This window comes from Paenibacillus sp. FSL F4-0097 (assembly GCF_038593125.1).
In the GTDB taxonomy this organism is placed as follows: Bacteria; Bacillota; Bacilli; order Paenibacillales; family Paenibacillaceae; genus Paenibacillus_AQ; species Paenibacillus_AQ odorifer.
In genome coordinates, this window is sequence record NZ_CP151965.1 from 1,641,434 (window position 1) to 1,657,489 (window position 16,056).

Annotated in this window: 15 protein-coding genes; 8 read left to right on the plus strand and 7 right to left on the minus strand. The window is 44.7% G+C overall.

The features are described 5' to 3' along the window. The first annotated feature begins 3 nt into the window (after positions 1-3). Together MHH86_RS07180 and MHH86_RS07185 are read left to right on the plus strand one after the other, a co-directional pair. Positions 4-876 (plus strand): hypothetical protein, encoded by an 873-nt coding sequence (locus tag MHH86_RS07180; protein WP_036675769.1) that lies wholly within the window; start codon positions 4-6, stop codon positions 874-876. Between the two features lie 259 nt (positions 877-1,135). Then, positions 1,136-2,149, plus strand: coding sequence for a stalk domain-containing protein (locus MHH86_RS07185; protein WP_051490872.1), 1,014 nt, complete (start codon positions 1,136-1,138; stop codon positions 2,147-2,149). 130 nt (positions 2,150-2,279) lie between these two features. On the opposite strand, the gene MHH86_RS07190 is transcribed toward MHH86_RS07185, so the two are convergent. After that, on the minus strand, positions 2,280-3,722 hold the full coding sequence (locus MHH86_RS07190; RefSeq protein ID WP_235219372.1) for a DHA2 family efflux MFS transporter permease subunit: 1,443 nt from the start codon (positions 3,720-3,722) through the stop codon (positions 2,280-2,282). A gap of 294 nt (positions 3,723-4,016) precedes the next feature. On the opposite strand from MHH86_RS07190, the gene MHH86_RS07195 reads away from it, so the two are divergent. Continuing rightward, positions 4,017-4,598 (plus strand): TetR/AcrR family transcriptional regulator, encoded by a 582-nt coding sequence (locus MHH86_RS07195; RefSeq protein ID WP_036675766.1) that lies wholly within the window; start codon positions 4,017-4,019, stop codon positions 4,596-4,598. Positions 4,599-4,696: 98 nt separating this feature from the next. Here MHH86_RS07195 and MHH86_RS07200 read toward each other — a convergent pair whose 3' ends face one another. Genes MHH86_RS07200 through MHH86_RS07210 form a run of 3 tightly spaced genes read right to left on the minus strand, consistent with a single transcriptional unit; the run spans position 4,697 to position 7,721 of the window. Further along, positions 4,697-5,962 (minus strand): ABC transporter substrate-binding protein, encoded by a 1,266-nt coding sequence (locus MHH86_RS07200; RefSeq protein WP_038569411.1) that lies wholly within the window; start codon positions 5,960-5,962, stop codon positions 4,697-4,699. Positions 5,963-6,000: 38 nt separating this feature from the next. Continuing rightward, positions 6,001-6,840, minus strand: coding sequence for a carbohydrate ABC transporter permease (locus tag MHH86_RS07205; RefSeq protein WP_036675762.1), 840 nt, complete (start codon positions 6,838-6,840; stop codon positions 6,001-6,003). After that, positions 6,840-7,721: a sugar ABC transporter permease gene (locus tag MHH86_RS07210; RefSeq protein ID WP_038569413.1), complete on the minus strand. Its 882-nt coding sequence runs from the start codon at positions 7,719-7,721 to the stop codon at positions 6,840-6,842. The genes MHH86_RS07205 and MHH86_RS07210 overlap by 1 nt, the downstream gene beginning before the upstream one ends. A 263-nt stretch (positions 7,722-7,984) precedes the next feature. Between MHH86_RS07210 and MHH86_RS07215 the strand changes: the two genes are divergently transcribed. From MHH86_RS07215 to MHH86_RS07230, 4 genes are all read left to right on the plus strand, one after another. After that, on the plus strand, positions 7,985-8,455 hold the full coding sequence (locus tag MHH86_RS07215) for a VOC family protein (RefSeq protein WP_076225217.1): 471 nt from the start codon (positions 7,985-7,987) through the stop codon (positions 8,453-8,455). After that, complete coding sequence (locus tag MHH86_RS07220; RefSeq protein ID WP_036675756.1) at positions 8,455-9,153, plus strand: SDR family oxidoreductase; 699 nt, start codon at positions 8,455-8,457, stop codon at positions 9,151-9,153. Before MHH86_RS07215 ends, MHH86_RS07220 begins: the two co-directional genes overlap by 1 nt. Positions 9,154-9,457: 304 nt before the next feature. Beyond that, on the plus strand, positions 9,458-10,291 hold the full coding sequence (locus tag MHH86_RS07225; protein WP_076098875.1) for a metallophosphoesterase: 834 nt from the start codon (positions 9,458-9,460) through the stop codon (positions 10,289-10,291). A 150-nt stretch (positions 10,292-10,441) separates the two neighbouring features. Further along, a complete protein-coding gene (locus MHH86_RS07230; protein ID WP_076316720.1) occupies positions 10,442-11,602 on the plus strand; it encodes a serine hydrolase domain-containing protein in 1,161 nt (386 codons plus the stop codon). A gap of 182 nt (positions 11,603-11,784) precedes the next feature. Here MHH86_RS07230 and MHH86_RS07235 read toward each other — a convergent pair whose 3' ends face one another. Further along, entirely contained in the window at positions 11,785-12,993 is a 1,209-nt protein-coding gene (locus MHH86_RS07235; protein ID WP_076144493.1) for an MFS transporter, read from the minus strand. Between the two features lie 118 nt (positions 12,994-13,111). Further along, positions 13,112-14,287, minus strand: a complete 1,176-nt coding sequence (locus tag MHH86_RS07240) for a serine hydrolase domain-containing protein (RefSeq protein ID WP_051490868.1) — start codon at positions 14,285-14,287, stop codon at positions 13,112-13,114. Positions 14,288-14,458: 171 nt separating this feature from the next. Between MHH86_RS07240 and MHH86_RS07245 the strand changes: the two genes are divergently transcribed. Further along, the gene (locus MHH86_RS07245) at positions 14,459-14,917 is read left to right on the plus strand and encodes an Lrp/AsnC family transcriptional regulator (RefSeq protein ID WP_036675753.1); all 459 of its coding nucleotides are present in this window, start codon (positions 14,459-14,461) and stop codon (positions 14,915-14,917) included. A gap of 123 nt (positions 14,918-15,040) precedes the next feature. Here the strand turns inward: MHH86_RS07245 and MHH86_RS07250 are convergent, their stop codons facing one another. Further along, positions 15,041-15,889 (minus strand): AraC family transcriptional regulator, encoded by an 849-nt coding sequence (locus tag MHH86_RS07250; protein WP_036675751.1) that lies wholly within the window; start codon positions 15,887-15,889, stop codon positions 15,041-15,043. Positions 15,890-16,056 lie beyond the last annotated feature (167 nt).

Consider the following 16,056-nt stretch of genomic DNA (forward strand, 5'->3'; position numbering starts at 1 on the left):
TTAATGAATAATAGAAAAACACTCATTGCCATGACCAGTATGACCCTAATGTTCGGTTTAGGTTATGGCTTCAAAGGAGAAGCTTACGCCGAGAAGACTGTTGCTCAGTCTGTGGAAGAAACCGCCATTAAGGCGGAAGTCAAATATATAGCTCAGGGCATCGATGAAGCTGCCAAAGCGAAAACAGATCAGGAACAAAAAAAATTCAAAAATCTCAAAGATCTGCAGCAGAAAGCATTAAGTGAAGAGCTTAAACCTGGAGAAATCAGATATGTGTATATTAATGACAAGGAATATCAAGCCTATGCTAAGGGATCACCCACTGCGGGTGCATATTATTCCCTTTCGTTTAATACGTATAATGAATATGTGGAAAAGTATGCTGCCGGCAATACCTCCATGCCACTGCAATTGCAAGAGCCTCCGGAAGGCTACAATTTTTTCAGGGCAATTGTTTCTCCATATATGACGAAAAAAGAACAGGATAAGATATACTATCAAGTGATCGCCGAGGGTAAGGCGTCCGATAAGAAAATATATGTAAAGAAATTGCAGGAGAAGCGTACAGCTATCAACATCATCTATAATATGACCACAGAGAAAAATGGTAAAAGAGGAGTTCTTGCCATCGCTGCCGAACCTGCAGGACCTAAGGATACGACTGTTGAATCCGAACCAGCAAATGCACAGTCGCAGAAGCTAAAAGTGAGTGGCCAAGAGGTGGTATACACACCTATTGATAAGATGGAGTACAAGTCAGTTGCATGGATGAATCCAAAGACCCGTGTCAATTATATTATTCGGGAAACCGGTGGACACCTGACCAAGGAGGATTTGATTGCTTTGGCAGGACAGATCATTGAAGCTTCGGCGTAGAATGATTCTAAGACACTTACTAATTAATTTGATTAAGGCAGCCCCCAGGGCTGCTTTTTGGTTTGAGTATAAAGATCTATAGTATTCACGCTATTTAGGAGATTAAAAGCGAAATGTGGCGTTGGCAATGGAAATGTGTCTTTTTTAAGTATTCACAAATAAAGAACGAATATCCTATCATTCCAATATTTACAATATTCGATATAAAGTGATATAATTTTCGAGATTCATATACATAAACATGAAAGAAGAGTGTAAGATGCTAAAGGTAACAAGTAAAAAAGTCATGTCAATTATTACAGTTAGCTCAATGCTGTTGGCTGTGGGTGCAGTCGCTTACGCAGACACGACATTGAAGAAGATTTCTGCATATCAGAATGCGGCCATCAGCATTGAAGTGGATAATCAGAAAGTGAACCTGTCAAGTAGTGAAGGAACAATGTACCCAATTATCTATGAGGGACATAGCTATGTATCCGCCAAGGCTGTATCTGAAGCACTGGGGGCAACCGTGAAATGGGATAACAGTCGTCAAGCTGTTGTGATCACATCGGCGAACGGCGGAACATCTACATCCGTTGTCCCGGATAAGGACAATACCGTTGCACAAGCTACTGCGAAGCCAGCAACCGTATCTACTCCGCCTGCAACCGAGTCCACACCGCAGGCAACACCAAAGCCTGCTGCCTCATCTTCCGCTACGACTTCCAGTAACAGCGGCGCTTCGTTTGCAGATGCAGTGAAGTTAGGTACTTCTTTTACTTATACGGACCTTGATAACAATTATAGCCCTAAAGGTGATTCAACATCTGTTCAATATACTTTCACTATCAATAAGGTTACGTCGACTACTCTCGGACAATTACATGCTCTTGGGTTTGAGGAACATGTCACTGATCCCGATGTAGCTGTAGATTATGTCCTGCTTGATGTAACGCTTAAGGTGAAGAACGCCACTCTTGTAAAAGGTAGTCAGGACCAAGGGCGGAAGTTCCTTTCAAGTTTTACACCTACCATTTGGGGGGTAGAAACATCCAGTGGACAGTACTATATTGGTGGCTCTAGTGATTATTTTGAGGGATCTCTCGGAGAAAATATCGAAAAGTTGTTAGCTGATTTTCCTGAAGTCACCCCAAGTAAACCGGGTTCTTTTGAAGCTTCGGGTAAAGTTATTCTGCCAATAATCAAAGGCAAGGAGAACAACCTTGTTCTTTATAGAAACGATAGCAAGCTTGAGTCCGACAAAAGGTCCATCTATTTTAAACTGAAATAGTTATGCAAGTTAGCAGATGGTTTGGTCGCTAATTGTTGTAATAAAGATCAAACTAAAAAGAGATCAACGATGTCATTCATCGTTGATCTCTTTTTTATGATTCTTAAACAGTGCTGATAACTTCTATATATCAAGCTTCTTTGGCAATGACTTTTTTTAGCTTCACTTTGGGTTCTTGCTCAGGATCAGGCGCTTGCCCAACACGTTTAATAAAGAAAGATAGCAGCAGACCGAGGATGCCAATTCCCACAATCACTAGATAGGAATCATTGATCCCTTGAATGGATGCTTCCATAATCATATGTTCCTGTGTTCCGTTCTGTGTGCTGCCAGAGGCCAGCATATCCTTCATATGCGTTGTAGTACGGCTCGTCATTACGGTGACGAGCAGGGAAGTCCCGACGGCGCCAGCTACTTGTCGAATGGTATTTGAAATCGCTGTACCATGCGCACTAAGCTTGGCGGGTAGTTGATTTAGACCCAAGGTTTGTATAGGCATGAGAAGGAGAGCCATCCCGATCCGGCGGCCTGTTGACATGTATACCAGATACATGTAGCTGGTTGAGTCGGTTAAGTTCACAAAGCTTAGAGTCGTTGCAATTGTAATTAATAATCCGATGATGGCGAGCCATTTCGCTCCGAACCGGTCGAACAGCTTTCCGGTTACCGGCATCAACAATCCCATTACGAGTGCACCGGGAAGCAGCAGCAAACCGGACTCCATCGCTGTAAAACCGCGGGCATTCTGCAGGTACAGAGGCAGCAGCATCATATCCGCATACATCACGATTGTAACTGCGATACTGATGACAGTCGTTAAGGAGAACATATTGTATTTAAAGGCCCGGAGATCAAGCAGTGGATTTTGGGAAGCCAGCTGTCTCCAAGTAAATAAGCCAAGGGAAAGCACACCTGCTGCTAAAGACAATAACACTTCTGCGCTCGACCAGCCTGCACTGGCGGCGCGGCTGAAGCCATACAGCAAGGTTCCAAAACCAATGGTAGAAAGAGTTACGCTAACAATGTCCAACTTGGGAAAGATGCGTTCTGATACATTTTTTAAATAAATAAATCCGCATATGATTACAATGACGGTCAAAGGAATCATGCCATAAAACATAGTCTCCCAAGAATAATGTTCCAAAATATATCCAGCCAGAGTAGGTCCAATCGCAGGTGCGAAAATAATGGCTAGCCCTACCATCCCCATGGCGGCCCCTCTCTTTTCAGGAGGGAACAGGGTCAAGATGACATTCGTGAGCAGTGGCATGATAATCCCGGCACCAGCTGCCTGAATCATACGCCCGGTCAACAGAACAGGGAAGTTTGTCGCGAGGGCCGATACGATCGTTCCAGCCAAAAATATAAACATAGAAGCTTGAAAAAGCTCTCGCGTCGTAAATCGTTGCATTAGATAAGCTGTAATTGGAATTAGAACACCATTAACCAGCATATATCCCGTTGTCAGCCACTGAGCTGTAGCCGCCGAGATATTAAAATCATGCATTAACTCCGGAACGGCAACGCTCATTACCGTTTGATTCAGTGTCGCAAGAAAGGCGCCCAAAATCATAATGAATAAGATGGGGCCCTTTTTCACGGAACTGCTTGTTACTTCTGTCTTTGTACTCACTCCACTCCATCCTTTCAACTCGTCGATCATGGACTAAATTTACAGTGTGTTGTATAGTTTACAATGCATGAATTAGATTATAAATGAAATTTTCATGTAATCAAGCAACAATTTGCGAAAAAATGTAAAGTAGTTTACATTCGTTCTGAAAATGTAGTTTTTTCTTTTTAAAAAACAACAATTATCTAAAATATGTAGCTTACAATATGAAAGTAAAAGATTGGAGAGTACAAGATGAATAACACAACGCAACGTACAGATCCCCGGGTACTTCGAACACGTCAATTGCTTAGAGATGCTGTGATTGAATTGCTTGAGGAAATGGATATTGAGAAAATATCAGTAAATCGTATTGCAGAGCGGGCTAAAATCAATCGGGTTACTTTTTATCTGCACTATCGGGATCTCCCGGATATGCTGGAAAAGATGGCGGATGAGATGGTGGAGGACATTCTACAAGTGGTGAACAACGATGACAACCATCACCAGTCGGTTGATGAAGAGAATTTGAGGATATTAGAAAGTCTGCTTAAGCATATTGCGGAAAATGCAAAATTCTACAAGGTCATACTCACATCCAAACGAAGCCCGATTTTTACAGATCGCCTGTTTAATTTGATGGCGGAAATCATTTCTGCGCACCAGGAGAAAAAGGAGGGGACTGCTGATCATTCAAAGACGCCGATACAAAAGGACATTGCCGTTTGGTACGGTTCAGCAGCTCTAATCGGCACGGTTATTTCTTGGCTCCGAGATGACATGCCCTATACGCCTGTGTATCTTGCCAGACAAATTAGTATGCTGCGTGCGAACTAGCAACGGGTTCCGACTAATGAACGGAGAGGAATTAAATGAACACGAACAAACAGCCACGCATCGTTGCGCGGCTGTTTGTCGTATTTAGAGCAGGTAAATCACTGCACACTGAGATTATCCCAGTTGACTTGGAATTCCTTCAACATCCCTTCTTTGGTCAGCTTGCCGCCGAGATACCCTTGTATGCTGCTGGATAATTCCTGTGGCATCCCGTTCGGCAGACGGGTCCAGTTCCAGGTCAGCGCTTGATCTTTATCGGTATAGGCCAGCACCTCAGCACCTAGTGCTCCAAGATCTTCTTCGGTTCCCTTAATGTTGTCGAGCGCAGGGATGAATTGGAATTCCTTGGTGATATATTTTTTTCCGGTCTCGGAGGTGACGAGCCAATTCAGGAAGACCTTGGCCTCCTCCTTAACGGGAGAGTTTTTATTGATAACCCAATTGCTGGGTACGCCTACATAAAGCTTGTCGTTGTCTTCGGGAGTGTCGTCAATGGGCATGGGCAGGAGGCCCAGATTAAGATTGGGATCGATGCCGTCGATCTGTCCTTGTGTCCAGTTACCCTGCTGCATCATCGCAGCTTCACCGCTCGCTAGCATAGTGACTTGAGTATTATAGTCGGTCGAGAGCGGGTTCTTATTGCCGTACTCTACAGTAAGGTCAAGTAGATCGATCCACTTGGAGAAAATAGGGTCTCCGGCGAAGGTTTTGGAACCGTCTGTAAGTCCGGCGATGAATGCCTCCGGATCAGGCTGCTGGGCGAAAGGTACGTTTACATTATGATTGCCAAGCACGAACCATTCTTGGTAACCATTCGCAAAAGGTGTGATGCCTGCCGCTTTTAACTTCTCGGAGGCTTCGCGCAGAGCGGTTAGCGTTAATGGCTTCTCGGTGATTCCGGCTTTCTTAAATAGATCCTTATTATAGATGAAGCCGTATCCTTCCAGATTCATCGGCATCCCATAGAGTTTGCCATCGATGGTCATTTGTTCTGCTGCGAGTGGCTTTACATCCTTGGCCCAAGCTTCGCCGCTCAGGTCCTCCAGATATTCCAGCCACATATCACGTTCATTGTTGCCGCCGATGGTGAAGATATCCGGCTCATCTCCGGAAGAGAATTTGGCACGCAGCGAGGCGCCATAATCGGTCCCGCCTCCCACGCTTTGCACCTCAAGCTTAATATCGGGATGTTCTTTCTCGAATTCGGTCTTGAGCGAAGCCAGCGCTTCGGATATTTCAACCTTGAATTGGTAGATATGCACGGTTTTTACTCCGTCTGCATTGTCGCTGCTGCGTCCGCAACCGGCTGTCAGAGCAGCCAGCAGCAGGGAGCATGCGAGGAGAATTCCACGTTTTGTTCTCATATTCATTCATCCTCTCTGGCTGAAAGCAACATGTATCGTTAGCCCTTTACGGAGCCTTGGGCAATGCCTTCAATAATATATTTTTGCATTACTAGGAAAAAGATGACCACCGGCGTAATCCCGAGCACAAGTCCTGGAAGCGCCAAATCCCACTGCTTCGTATATTGTCCGAAAAAGCTATAAGTGGCGATGGGAATGGTGCGGAGCACCGGATCCTGCAGAATAAGCGATGGCATCAAGTAATCGTTCCAGATCCACAGGGTGTTCAGTATGATGACGGTGACGATAATCGGTTGCATAAGCGGAAGAACAATCCGGAAAAAGGTACCATAAGGACTGCTTCCATCTACTCTTGAAGCTTCCTCTATATCGAGAGGTACCGATTTGACGAAGCCGTGGAATAGAAAAACAGTCATCGGGGCGCCAAACCCAAGATACGCTAAAATCAAACCGGCGGTTGAATCCATGACGCCCAAGCCGCTGACGACCTGCACCAGCGGGATCATAATAGATTGAAATGGGATAACCATGGCGGCTACTAATGCAATATAGAGCACACGGTTATACAAGCTGTTGTTGCGGACCATTTTGTAAGCGCACATGGAGCAAAGGAATGCTAGCAGAATATTACTAATCACCGTGATGATAAAAGAGTTCAGGAAAGCGCGGGGGAAATTGGTAGCTTTCCAAGCTTCCGCGTAGTTGCTCCACTGGAGTGCTGAAGGCAGCGCAGCAGAGTCTGATAGTATTTCACTATAGCTTTTCACTGAGTTAGCCAGCAAAAAGTAAAATGGCACTAAAAATAGTAGTCCCAGCAGGATTACAATCACTTCGATGAGAAGCAGGGGGACATTAAATTTCTTGGCGGTAGTCTCCATTACAGCTCCACCTCTCTTTTCTTGGTTGCTCTAACCTGTAATAGGGAAATCAAAGCCACGATGACGAAGAAAACCATCGCTTTGGCCGAGCCCATTCCGAACCGACTGATGGTATAGGCTTCATTGTAAATATTCAAGGCTACAGATTCGGTAGCTTTAAAGGGTCCACCCTTGGTCAGCGACAGGTTGAGGTCAAACAGCTTAAAGGACCAAGAGATAGATAGAAATAGACAAACAGTTACAGCGGGCATGACCAGTGGAAGAGTGACATGGCGCAAGGCCTGAAAACGTCCGGCTCCATCCACTTTGGACGCTTCAATTAGGCTTTGGGGAACATTGTTGATAGCAGAGATGTAGATCACCATCAGATATCCCGCATTTTGCCAGACAAATACGATAACAATCGCCCAGAATGCTGTTCCTCCGGTGCCTAACCATGGAAGATTAAAGAAGGACCAGCCGGTGGCCTGCCCAATAGAGGAGAATCCTCTGACAAAAATAAACTGCCAAATAAACCCGAGCAAAAGTCCGCCAATGACATGCGGTACAAAAAATACCGTTCTCAGGACATTGCGTGTGAACAGTTTACGCGTCAGCACATAAGCGAGTGTGAAGCCAAGCAGATTGGTCAGCACTAGACCGAAGATAGTGAACTTCGCCGTGAACCAGAATGAATTAAGAAAGGAAGGGTCCTTGGTGAAAATATGTAGATAGTTCCGCAGCCCGGTCCACTCCACATGCCGCGAGATTCCGTTCCAGCTGGTAAATGAATAATAGAGTCCCAAAAAGAAAGGAATCAGCACAATAATAAAGAAAAACAAGGAAGTTGGCCCGACAAAAATAAACTGCTGCATCAGGCGTGATCTTTTTCTATGGTCCATCGTTCCTCACCCCTTTTGTTAATTTAAACTTTTCATTCTATAACCGAATTGGTCATTAACCGAAACAAAAAGTAACATCACGCACCAAATATTCTTAACCAGTTGCGGCATCTGGAGAGGTATAAATGCCTATGATAGCGCCGAAGTCGGCTGGACTTTCTCTGGATAATTTTCACTGGCCCGGAGCGATTTATTTTCAGGCTTGACAGCCTTTTCAAAGAATCGGTATGGTGGACTTGTCAGACAAATGGGAGGTAGAGTACATGTCAGGATGGCTTGGGAATCATTTTGTTACGCAGATTGGAATTTTGGTGAATGATGTTGAAAAGGTAAGCACGGCTTATGCGGAGTTTTTTGGACTGGAGAAGCCGGAAATTATCGTTACAGATACAGAAGATAAGGCGCAGACTCGGTATAATGGCGAGGCGACGGTGGCGCGGGCTAAGCTGGCTTTTTTTGATATGGGCTCCCTGCAGCTTGAGCTGATTGAGCCAGATCAGCAGCCCAGTACGTGGCGTGATTATTTGAATGAGCATGGTGAGGGACCTCATCATATTGCTTTTGTGGTTGAAGGAATGAAGGAGAAGATTACGCTGCTCGAAGGCAAAGGGTTCCCACTCCAGCAAAAGGGTGAGTATACCGGGGGGAGTTATGCTTATCTGGACACGTTCAAGGAGTTAAAGATGATTGTGGAACTGCTGGAGAACGATAAGGATAAAGGAGAGGATTTATAGTGAATATACTAATTACTGGTGCCGGACGTGGATTGGGTTATGAGCTGGCGGCTGAGGCATTGAAGCGGGGGCATGGAGTCATTGCCGGGGTTCGCCGTCCTGATCAGGAACAAACAGCACTATCCCAGCTTGCTGCGACCTATGGCGAGAAGCTGACTGTGGCCGCGCTGGACGTGACGGATGAAGAAGGAATCGCGGCGCTTGCTGCGAATCTGCAAGGACAAGGCCGGACACTTGGTGCCATTATTAATAATGCGGCGGTGCTGACCGCCAGGGACACACAGATTGAAGAGCTGGATTTCCAAGATATGCTTACCACGATGGATATTAATCTTTACGGACCGATGCGGGTGGTTAAGCATTTCTTGCCGCTGCTCACTGAACCCAAACTTTCGATTATCAATATATCGTCGGAAGCAGGCAGCATTACTAATGCTTATTCGGGAGACTATCCATATTCCATCTCCAAAACGGCACTTAATATGTTCTCACAGCAGCTGCATGTGTATTTAAAAGAACGCGGGGTACAAGTACTCGGCGTACATCCTGGCTGGATGCATACGGAGATGGGCGGGGCAGAGGCGCCAACGAATCCGACCCAAAGTGCTGAGGGCATCATGGACTTGATCGAGAAGCGGACAACACCGGAAGGTCATTTCATGTTTGTAGATTATACGGGTAAGGACATGAAGATTTAAGTAAGAGTGTTCTAACTAAAAGAGGTAACTCAATAGCCATTCGTGGCTTCTGAGTTACCTCTTTTTGATTTTTCTATATGCTTATTTATTTCTTAATCAATAAATAAGTCTATGAATGGTATTATATTATTCATTTCTATGGGACTAATTATAATCTCCCGTTTGGGACAAGCCGCATAAATGACCACAAAGTATAAGAGGAACTAATCTCCTAGATGAATCCATTGGTCCAAGAGTCCCTAAGGTAAAGCGAATATAAATACTACTATGATCCTTCATCCATTTTAAAAGAGGTGAATCTAAGATGAAAAGACAGGTGAAACCTAGTAGGAGAAGAAGACCTGCCTCCAGACTGCAGCCTAAACGTAGTTTAATTCTTAAGGCAAAAGCACAAATCATTAACTTTGCGGTTATTGGTGATAGTCATGTGGGGTATGGAAACAGCGCAAGCATTTTTAGGAATCTTTTGCCTAAAGCTGTGAATAGCGGGAATAAGAGATTTGTTATTTTTGGAGGAGATAATACGCAAGCGGGAGCTAATCATGGAAATAATGCGAATGCTTACTACAAGGACTTCAAGGATACGGTAACAAGCACGCTCGGGAGTATTCCTTATAAAGCATCTATAGGAAATTGGGAGGCAAGTACACAGTCCTTATTCAGACAATATTTAGGTGCTGATGAAGGGCAAATGAATTTCCCGGGTACTCAGGGGAAGGTCAAGTATGTATGGCTTAATTGTGCGCTTGGACGGTTCACTCCGGGTAGTATAAATTTGTTGAAAAATTTAGATGATAGTTTTTATTATATTATAGATTTTCATTGGCCCCTCAAAGTGAGCGGGATTACGGTGGACCCAACCCATGTATTAAGCGCATCGGAGACGAATAAGTTTTTTTCATCCATTCCTACAAAAGTGAGAGATAAGGTGCTAGCTATTTTTACGCATCATGGACATCTGTTTTACCAAAAACTTAGTAATATATATCCCGGTTACAACAAAACTAAATTTTTTGTATGCGGATGTTCCGGGGAATATAAATGCAAAACAAATGGCGATCGGGGTTATTACAATGCCACATTATCCATCAACGGGACAACATTTAATGTGGATGCTTTTAAGGTAGCGGTCAATTAGTAAAACAAAGCTAAGCTGATTTTCGGGAGAAGCCGGGGTCAGCTTTAGCAACAATTCAGGCACAGGATAATAGTAAGCTAGCAGGATTATTTAATATATTTGTATAATAGTTTATATATGTATTAAATGAATCATATTGGAGGGCTACCGATGAGAGGGTTAGTATTTAATTCTTTAGAACAGGCGGGTGTCTCGGCTTTTGGTGTGGAGCGCATTCGTACAGCCGCCGCGCAAATGGTTGAAGACAATATCACACCTGCGCAAGTTATTGTTGCTGCGAGAAAGGGGACGCTGCTGGTCCATCAAGCGAATGGAAAAACCGGCCCTGAAGCAGACGCAGCGGAATTAACCGTGGATACTATATTTCCACTCTGTTCCATAACAAAACTATTTACTGCAACCGCTATTATGATGTTAGTGGAACAAGGGAAAGTGGGTCTAAATAGGCCGGTTTCTGATTACATCCCCGAATTTACAGGGGAAAACAAAACAAAGGTATGCGTACATCATTTGTTGACACATACCTCTGGAATTGAGGTTGATGTGATTCGTTCTAATGGAATTGCCAAACAGGCGCAAGAGGAATATCCTCCACACGAACCTAATCAAGATCCAGAACTGCATAGTTACTTATATGGCGGTTATGATGCACCACTTAGCCATGAGCCAGGTACTGTGATGTCTTACTGTGGATATGGTTATGAGCTGTTGGGTGAAATCATACGGCGTGTTAGTGGACAAGCTTATGATGTATTCGTAAAGGAAACCATTTTTAAACCGCTGGGAATGGAAAATACATATTATCATGTGCCAATGGAAGTGCGGAACAGAGTAGTTAGACGTGCTCCTGAGGCAGCATGCGCGGAATGGGTAGACAGCGAATACAATTTGAATTCTGTATCTGCGGGGGGCGGCGCTTACTCAACGGCTATGGATTTGGCTGTTTTTGGCCAGATGTTCCTTAACGGTGGAATTTATAACGGAGTACGATTCCTTAGTCCGGTAACAGTAAAAGAAATGACCCGCAATCAAATTCCGGGCGTATCCTCACAATATAGAGATGAAGTTTTTCCTGAAGCGTACTGGGGATACGGATGGGCGATTAATGGCACGAAGCGTGACGGCGGAGATCTGCTCTCTCCTGATGCCTATTCACACTGGGGGGCGGCAGGTCCATTCCTCTGTGTGGATCCGATTTATCAGACGGTGACGGTTCATTTATCCGTTGAGCTGGATCACCAGAAGCCATTTAAAAATATGTATGTTGATTATTTCAATAATACCGTTCTGGCAGCGATCACAGATCTGTAATTCGCCCAAGGATCTGCAAGAATTTATCAAGGGTTGATTTTATAAAATCTAATATAAGAAAGCCAGTGGCATATATTAGTCCTATCTAATATGCACCACTGGCTTATTTTTTAAAAAATCTCTTGTTCAGCTACTGTTATCTGTAAACTCGATGATTGTGGCAGGATTTCTTATGTGTGTGCTTAACGCTTCCTTGAAGGAAATCCGTAATCTTTAGCATGCCACGCTACTAGCAGCGCAAGAATCAATAGTATAAACATTACCCACGGGAAGGAGCGGACACCAAGTGTTTCAATAAGAATCCCGCCCATCACGCCGCCACCGCCAATAGCTAGGTTCCATGCCGTCACCAACATCGATTGGGCCACATCTGCACTTTCGCCAGCGGTTTCGGCAACGGCTGTCTGTAGCAAAGTAGCCGCTCCTCCAAACGTCAACCCCCATACACCAACCACTAAATAGATCACTACGGGCTGGCTGCTACTAATGCCTAGTACAATGGATGACAAGGCGAAAGCAGCGAGGCTGATCAGAACCAATGGACGCAGCTTGCGGTCGATCAAAATACCGATGACCCAGATGCCAACAAGCGCTGTAATGCCGAAAATAAGCAGTACCAAGTCAACGCGCTGGGTTAGCCCGGCCTGAGTAAGATAAGGGGCAATGTAGGTATACAAGATGTTGTGTGCCAGTACCCATGCCAGAACAACAAACAGTACCGGCCGTACCCCCGGAATAACAAAAACCTTGTAGAGAGGGAGTCGCTTATCAGGGGCCTCTCCTGGATAGTCCGGTAGCTTCCAAAACACCCAAGCGATTAGCATCAGAGCCAATAGCGACATGATCCCGAAGATAGAGCGCCAGCCTACAAGGGTGCCAAGAAGTGTTCCCGCAGGGACACCGAGTGCCAGAGCGAGAGGCGTGCCAACCATGGCTACCGCCATTGCTCGTCCCTTGAGTGACTCCGGCACCATGCGCCGGGCGTAACCTGCTATCATCCCCCATAAGACTCCAGCGGATACGCCTGCGAAGAACCGAGCTGTCAGCGTAAGTATATAATTGGAAGAAAAAGTGGTGACGGTGTTGAATATGAGAAAACCAAGGATGCACATTAGTAGCAGTGGTCGCCGCCGCCATCCACGCGTCACGGTAGTTAAGGGGATCGCCGCCAACAGTGAACCCAGGGCGTACAAAGTGACAAGTTGACCTGCAAGGGCCTCGGAGACTCCAAGCCCGTCACCTATTTGGAGCAACAAGCCGGCCGGAATCGTTTCGGTAAGAATACAGATAAACCCCGTCATAGCTAGGGCGAGTAATCCAGCCCATGGCAGACGTTCAGAAGAGGGAGTGCTGGAGGCACTTTGTGTGGCAGAAGATGTGTTTTGGCTCATAGAGAAGCCCCTCTCTTATATAATTTTAGCAAACTCAATGATACACACGACGAATAGGTCTACTAGACAGAGCGCCTAGGCCGGTTTATTCCGGACCCAGGCACCTTGTGTTCTTGCTCTATTTATTACGTCTGTCATAAATGGCATCACAAAGGTCAACAGTAAACTGACCCGACATGCCTTCCAGTGCAGTATTAGTGAAAGCCACGACACTGAGGCGTTGCTTGGGATCGACGAACCACGAATGACCATAAGTGCCACCCATGCGCCAAGTACCCGGGGATTCCGGAGTGTCTGCGGCGACAGGATCCTTTAGTACCGTAATGCCTAGGCCAAAGCCTCGTCCTGGCCAGAAGGCCATTGGCAGATCACCGATCTGGTTGGTCGTCATATCGTGAACCAGTGACTCTGGTAGCAGCGGCGCTCCGCCCTTACGTAATGTTTCCAGCAGTTGCAAAAAGTCTCCGGCGCTGCCGACCATGCCAGATCCTCCAGAAGGATAGGCAGTAGTGTCAAATGCTCGGCTAGGGGCAAGCAGGAACCCAGCCGTTCCCTCCACAAAGGCAATACTGTCGGGCTCAAGTAAGGGCCGTGGCTCTGGAGTATCATTGGCATAGGAAGTGGCCAGCCGTTCTCGGTCAACTGCAATAAAACCCGTGTCGCTCATGCCAAGCGGCTTTGTCACGAGTGAATGTACAGCTTCACTAAGCGGTGTTTCTGTGACCTTTGCAATTACTGCTCCCAGTACATCTGTCGCGATGGAATATTTCCACTCGGTACCTGGCGTATAAAGGAGGGGGACAGAGGCAAGACGACGCAGGTTCTCTTCCAACGTGATGCCGGGCTGATCCATACCATCTGATACCCCTGCTGACTGATAGGAACCCTTCTCTTCTTGAAAAAATCGGTAAGACAGGCCTGCGGTGTGCGTCATCAAATGACGAATCGTCAAGGTCGCGAACTCGCCATTCTGCAAACGCGGCTGAAACTCTGGAAGCCAACGATCAACGCGGTCGTCCAGCTGTAGACGACCTTGCGCAACTAATACTAGGGCTGCCGTTGAAACGATAGGTTTAGTAACTGAAGCTAGCCGGAATAAGGCATCTTCTCGCATAAGTCGGCCTATCTCGCGGTCGGCAAAACCGGCAGCACGGCTATAAACCAGTTCCCCATCTATCATTACTTTAATGACAGCACCGACCAAACGCTTGTCAGCGAGGGTTCGATCGATTACTCTATCGATGCGACCTGATAAACATTCTGTATTTATTTTGTTTGAATCCAATATACTCATCTGTCTTCATCCCTTCGGAATAGTTAAAGCCAGGAACACTTTACTATGTAGGGTTATTATATATAACGAGTTATCTTGATTACATAAGGCAACTAAGTTAAATTAGCCTTATAACGGTTAATTACAGGCTAGTTAATATAGAACACCTTAAATTTAAAGGAGGCGATTTTGATGGACCATGTTGATAAGCAAATTCTTTTCCATCTTCAAAATCAAGCAAGAATTTCTATGACAGAGCTGGGGAAATGTGTCGGTTTATCGCAACCTGCGGTTACGGAGAGAGTTAGGCGTATGGAGGAAAAAGGCATCATCAGCGAATATCGCACCATAATTTCTCCTGAAAAGATTGGGAAACATGCTGCTGCCTACATGTTATTTCATTCTAGGGATTGTAATGCATTCCTTGATTTCTGCCGCTCAAGTCCTGATGTCGTCGAATGTTACCGTATAAGTGGGGAACACAACTACTTATTGAAAGTAGTAACCGACTCTACACGAGCCCTCGAGGAGTTCGGAAATCAATGTGATAAATACGGTACCTACACGATTCTAATCGTGATGTCATCGCCAATCGATCATAAATTTCTTATACCATCGCTTGAAGAAGCAAGCCTAAACTTACTGAGTTAGATTTTAAACATAATCCGTTAGCCTGTCGCAACAAAAAAAGACTCTTCTATATAAATAGAGGAGTCTTTTTGGTGTGGATATTGTAATAAAAATGATTGCAGCTGCTCCTTTTTCGTAGATACATCATGGACTCTCTATTTTATAAGTCTGGCGGTATTTTAATGGAGAAAGCCCGGTGATTTCCTTAAATACCCGACCAAAGTGAGTCATATTATCAAATCCAACATTTTCAGCTATCTTGGCTACTTTAAAGGCAGTATTAATTAACAAGGCACGAGCTTCCTTTATCCGCACATTATTCAAATATTCTGTAAAGGTGAAGCCTGTACTATCACGAAAAGTTTTGCAGAAGTAGGAAGGACTGATATAGAATCTGTTGGCAATATCGCGTATGGAATGACGTTGGTCGTAATAACGGTTGAGATAGTCAACAATTTCAAATATTTTTTTGTTCACTACACTGATTTCTTCAGTGATTGCAGGAGGCATCGCTTCCTGGTGGCGATAAATATAAATAAGCAGCTCAAACATAAGTGTTTTTAGATAGAATTCATAGCCGGGAGGTTGCTTCGTAAATTCAGAGACCATTTTATTGAATAATTTCTCGATAAAGTTTTGTTCAGAGCCATTAAATCGCAGCAGATGACAATCTCGTGTAAAAGTGGACAGCAAATCAAGCGTCTTATTGTTCGGAAACAGATCTTCGAGGAACTCGCGTTTAAATACAAGTGTTATTCGTTCAAAGGTCTCCCCACTCGAATTGACAAGCTTATGAATTTTATTGATGTCAATCAGCAATAGAGAACCCCCGACAACCTGATAAGCCTTATCCTCTATGAAATAGCAAATATCCCCCGAAACCATGTAAAAAACCTCATAACCGTTATGGTAATGTCGTGTAGGCATGCTGGATTGACTTTTTTTCTCTCGACTGATGTCGAATTTTTGTACTTCATAAAAATTGGTTTCCATTTGCTATCCCTCCCAATTCAGTTGTATGTCAACTATATTAACAAGAATATATGCAGAAAAACAATATATTTAGTGAATATATGTGCTGAAAATCATATTTTTAGACGCTATGATGAAGTTGTTCCGAATGGTTTAGCAAAGGGGGTGTGAAGAGAAAATTAGAATGT

What these genes read in the sequence shown, in the direction of transcription:
- MHH86_RS07225 (WP_076098875.1), top strand. Translation starts at nt 9,458, where the DNA reads ATGAAAAGACAGGTGAAACCTAGTAGGAGAAGAAGACCTGCCTCCAGA.
- MHH86_RS07240 (WP_051490868.1), bottom strand. Translation starts at nt 14,287, where the DNA reads ATGAGTATATTGGATTCAAACAAAATAAATACAGAATGTTTATCAGGT.
- MHH86_RS07215 (WP_076225217.1), top strand. Translation starts at nt 7,985, where the DNA reads ATGTCAGGATGGCTTGGGAATCATTTTGTTACGCAGATTGGAATTTTG.
- MHH86_RS07245 (WP_036675753.1), top strand. Translation starts at nt 14,459, where the DNA reads ATGGACCATGTTGATAAGCAAATTCTTTTCCATCTTCAAAATCAAGCA.
- MHH86_RS07195 (WP_036675766.1), top strand. Translation starts at nt 4,017, where the DNA reads ATGAATAACACAACGCAACGTACAGATCCCCGGGTACTTCGAACACGT.
- MHH86_RS07200 (WP_038569411.1), bottom strand. Translation starts at nt 5,962, where the DNA reads ATGAGAACAAAACGTGGAATTCTCCTCGCATGCTCCCTGCTGCTGGCT.
- MHH86_RS07230 (WP_076316720.1), top strand. Translation starts at nt 10,442, where the DNA reads ATGAGAGGGTTAGTATTTAATTCTTTAGAACAGGCGGGTGTCTCGGCT.
- MHH86_RS07190 (WP_235219372.1), bottom strand. Translation starts at nt 3,722, where the DNA reads ATGATTTTGGGCGCCTTTCTTGCGACACTGAATCAAACGGTAATGAGC.
- MHH86_RS07210 (WP_038569413.1), bottom strand. Translation starts at nt 7,721, where the DNA reads ATGGACCATAGAAAAAGATCACGCCTGATGCAGCAGTTTATTTTTGTC.
- MHH86_RS07235 (WP_076144493.1), bottom strand. Translation starts at nt 12,993, where the DNA reads ATGAGCCAAAACACATCTTCTGCCACACAAAGTGCCTCCAGCACTCCC.
- MHH86_RS07205 (WP_036675762.1), bottom strand. Translation starts at nt 6,840, where the DNA reads ATGGAGACTACCGCCAAGAAATTTAATGTCCCCCTGCTTCTCATCGAA.
- MHH86_RS07185 (WP_051490872.1), top strand. Translation starts at nt 1,136, where the DNA reads ATGCTAAAGGTAACAAGTAAAAAAGTCATGTCAATTATTACAGTTAGC.
- MHH86_RS07250 (WP_036675751.1), bottom strand. Translation starts at nt 15,889, where the DNA reads ATGGAAACCAATTTTTATGAAGTACAAAAATTCGACATCAGTCGAGAG.
- MHH86_RS07180 (WP_036675769.1), top strand. Translation starts at nt 4, where the DNA reads ATGAATAATAGAAAAACACTCATTGCCATGACCAGTATGACCCTAATG.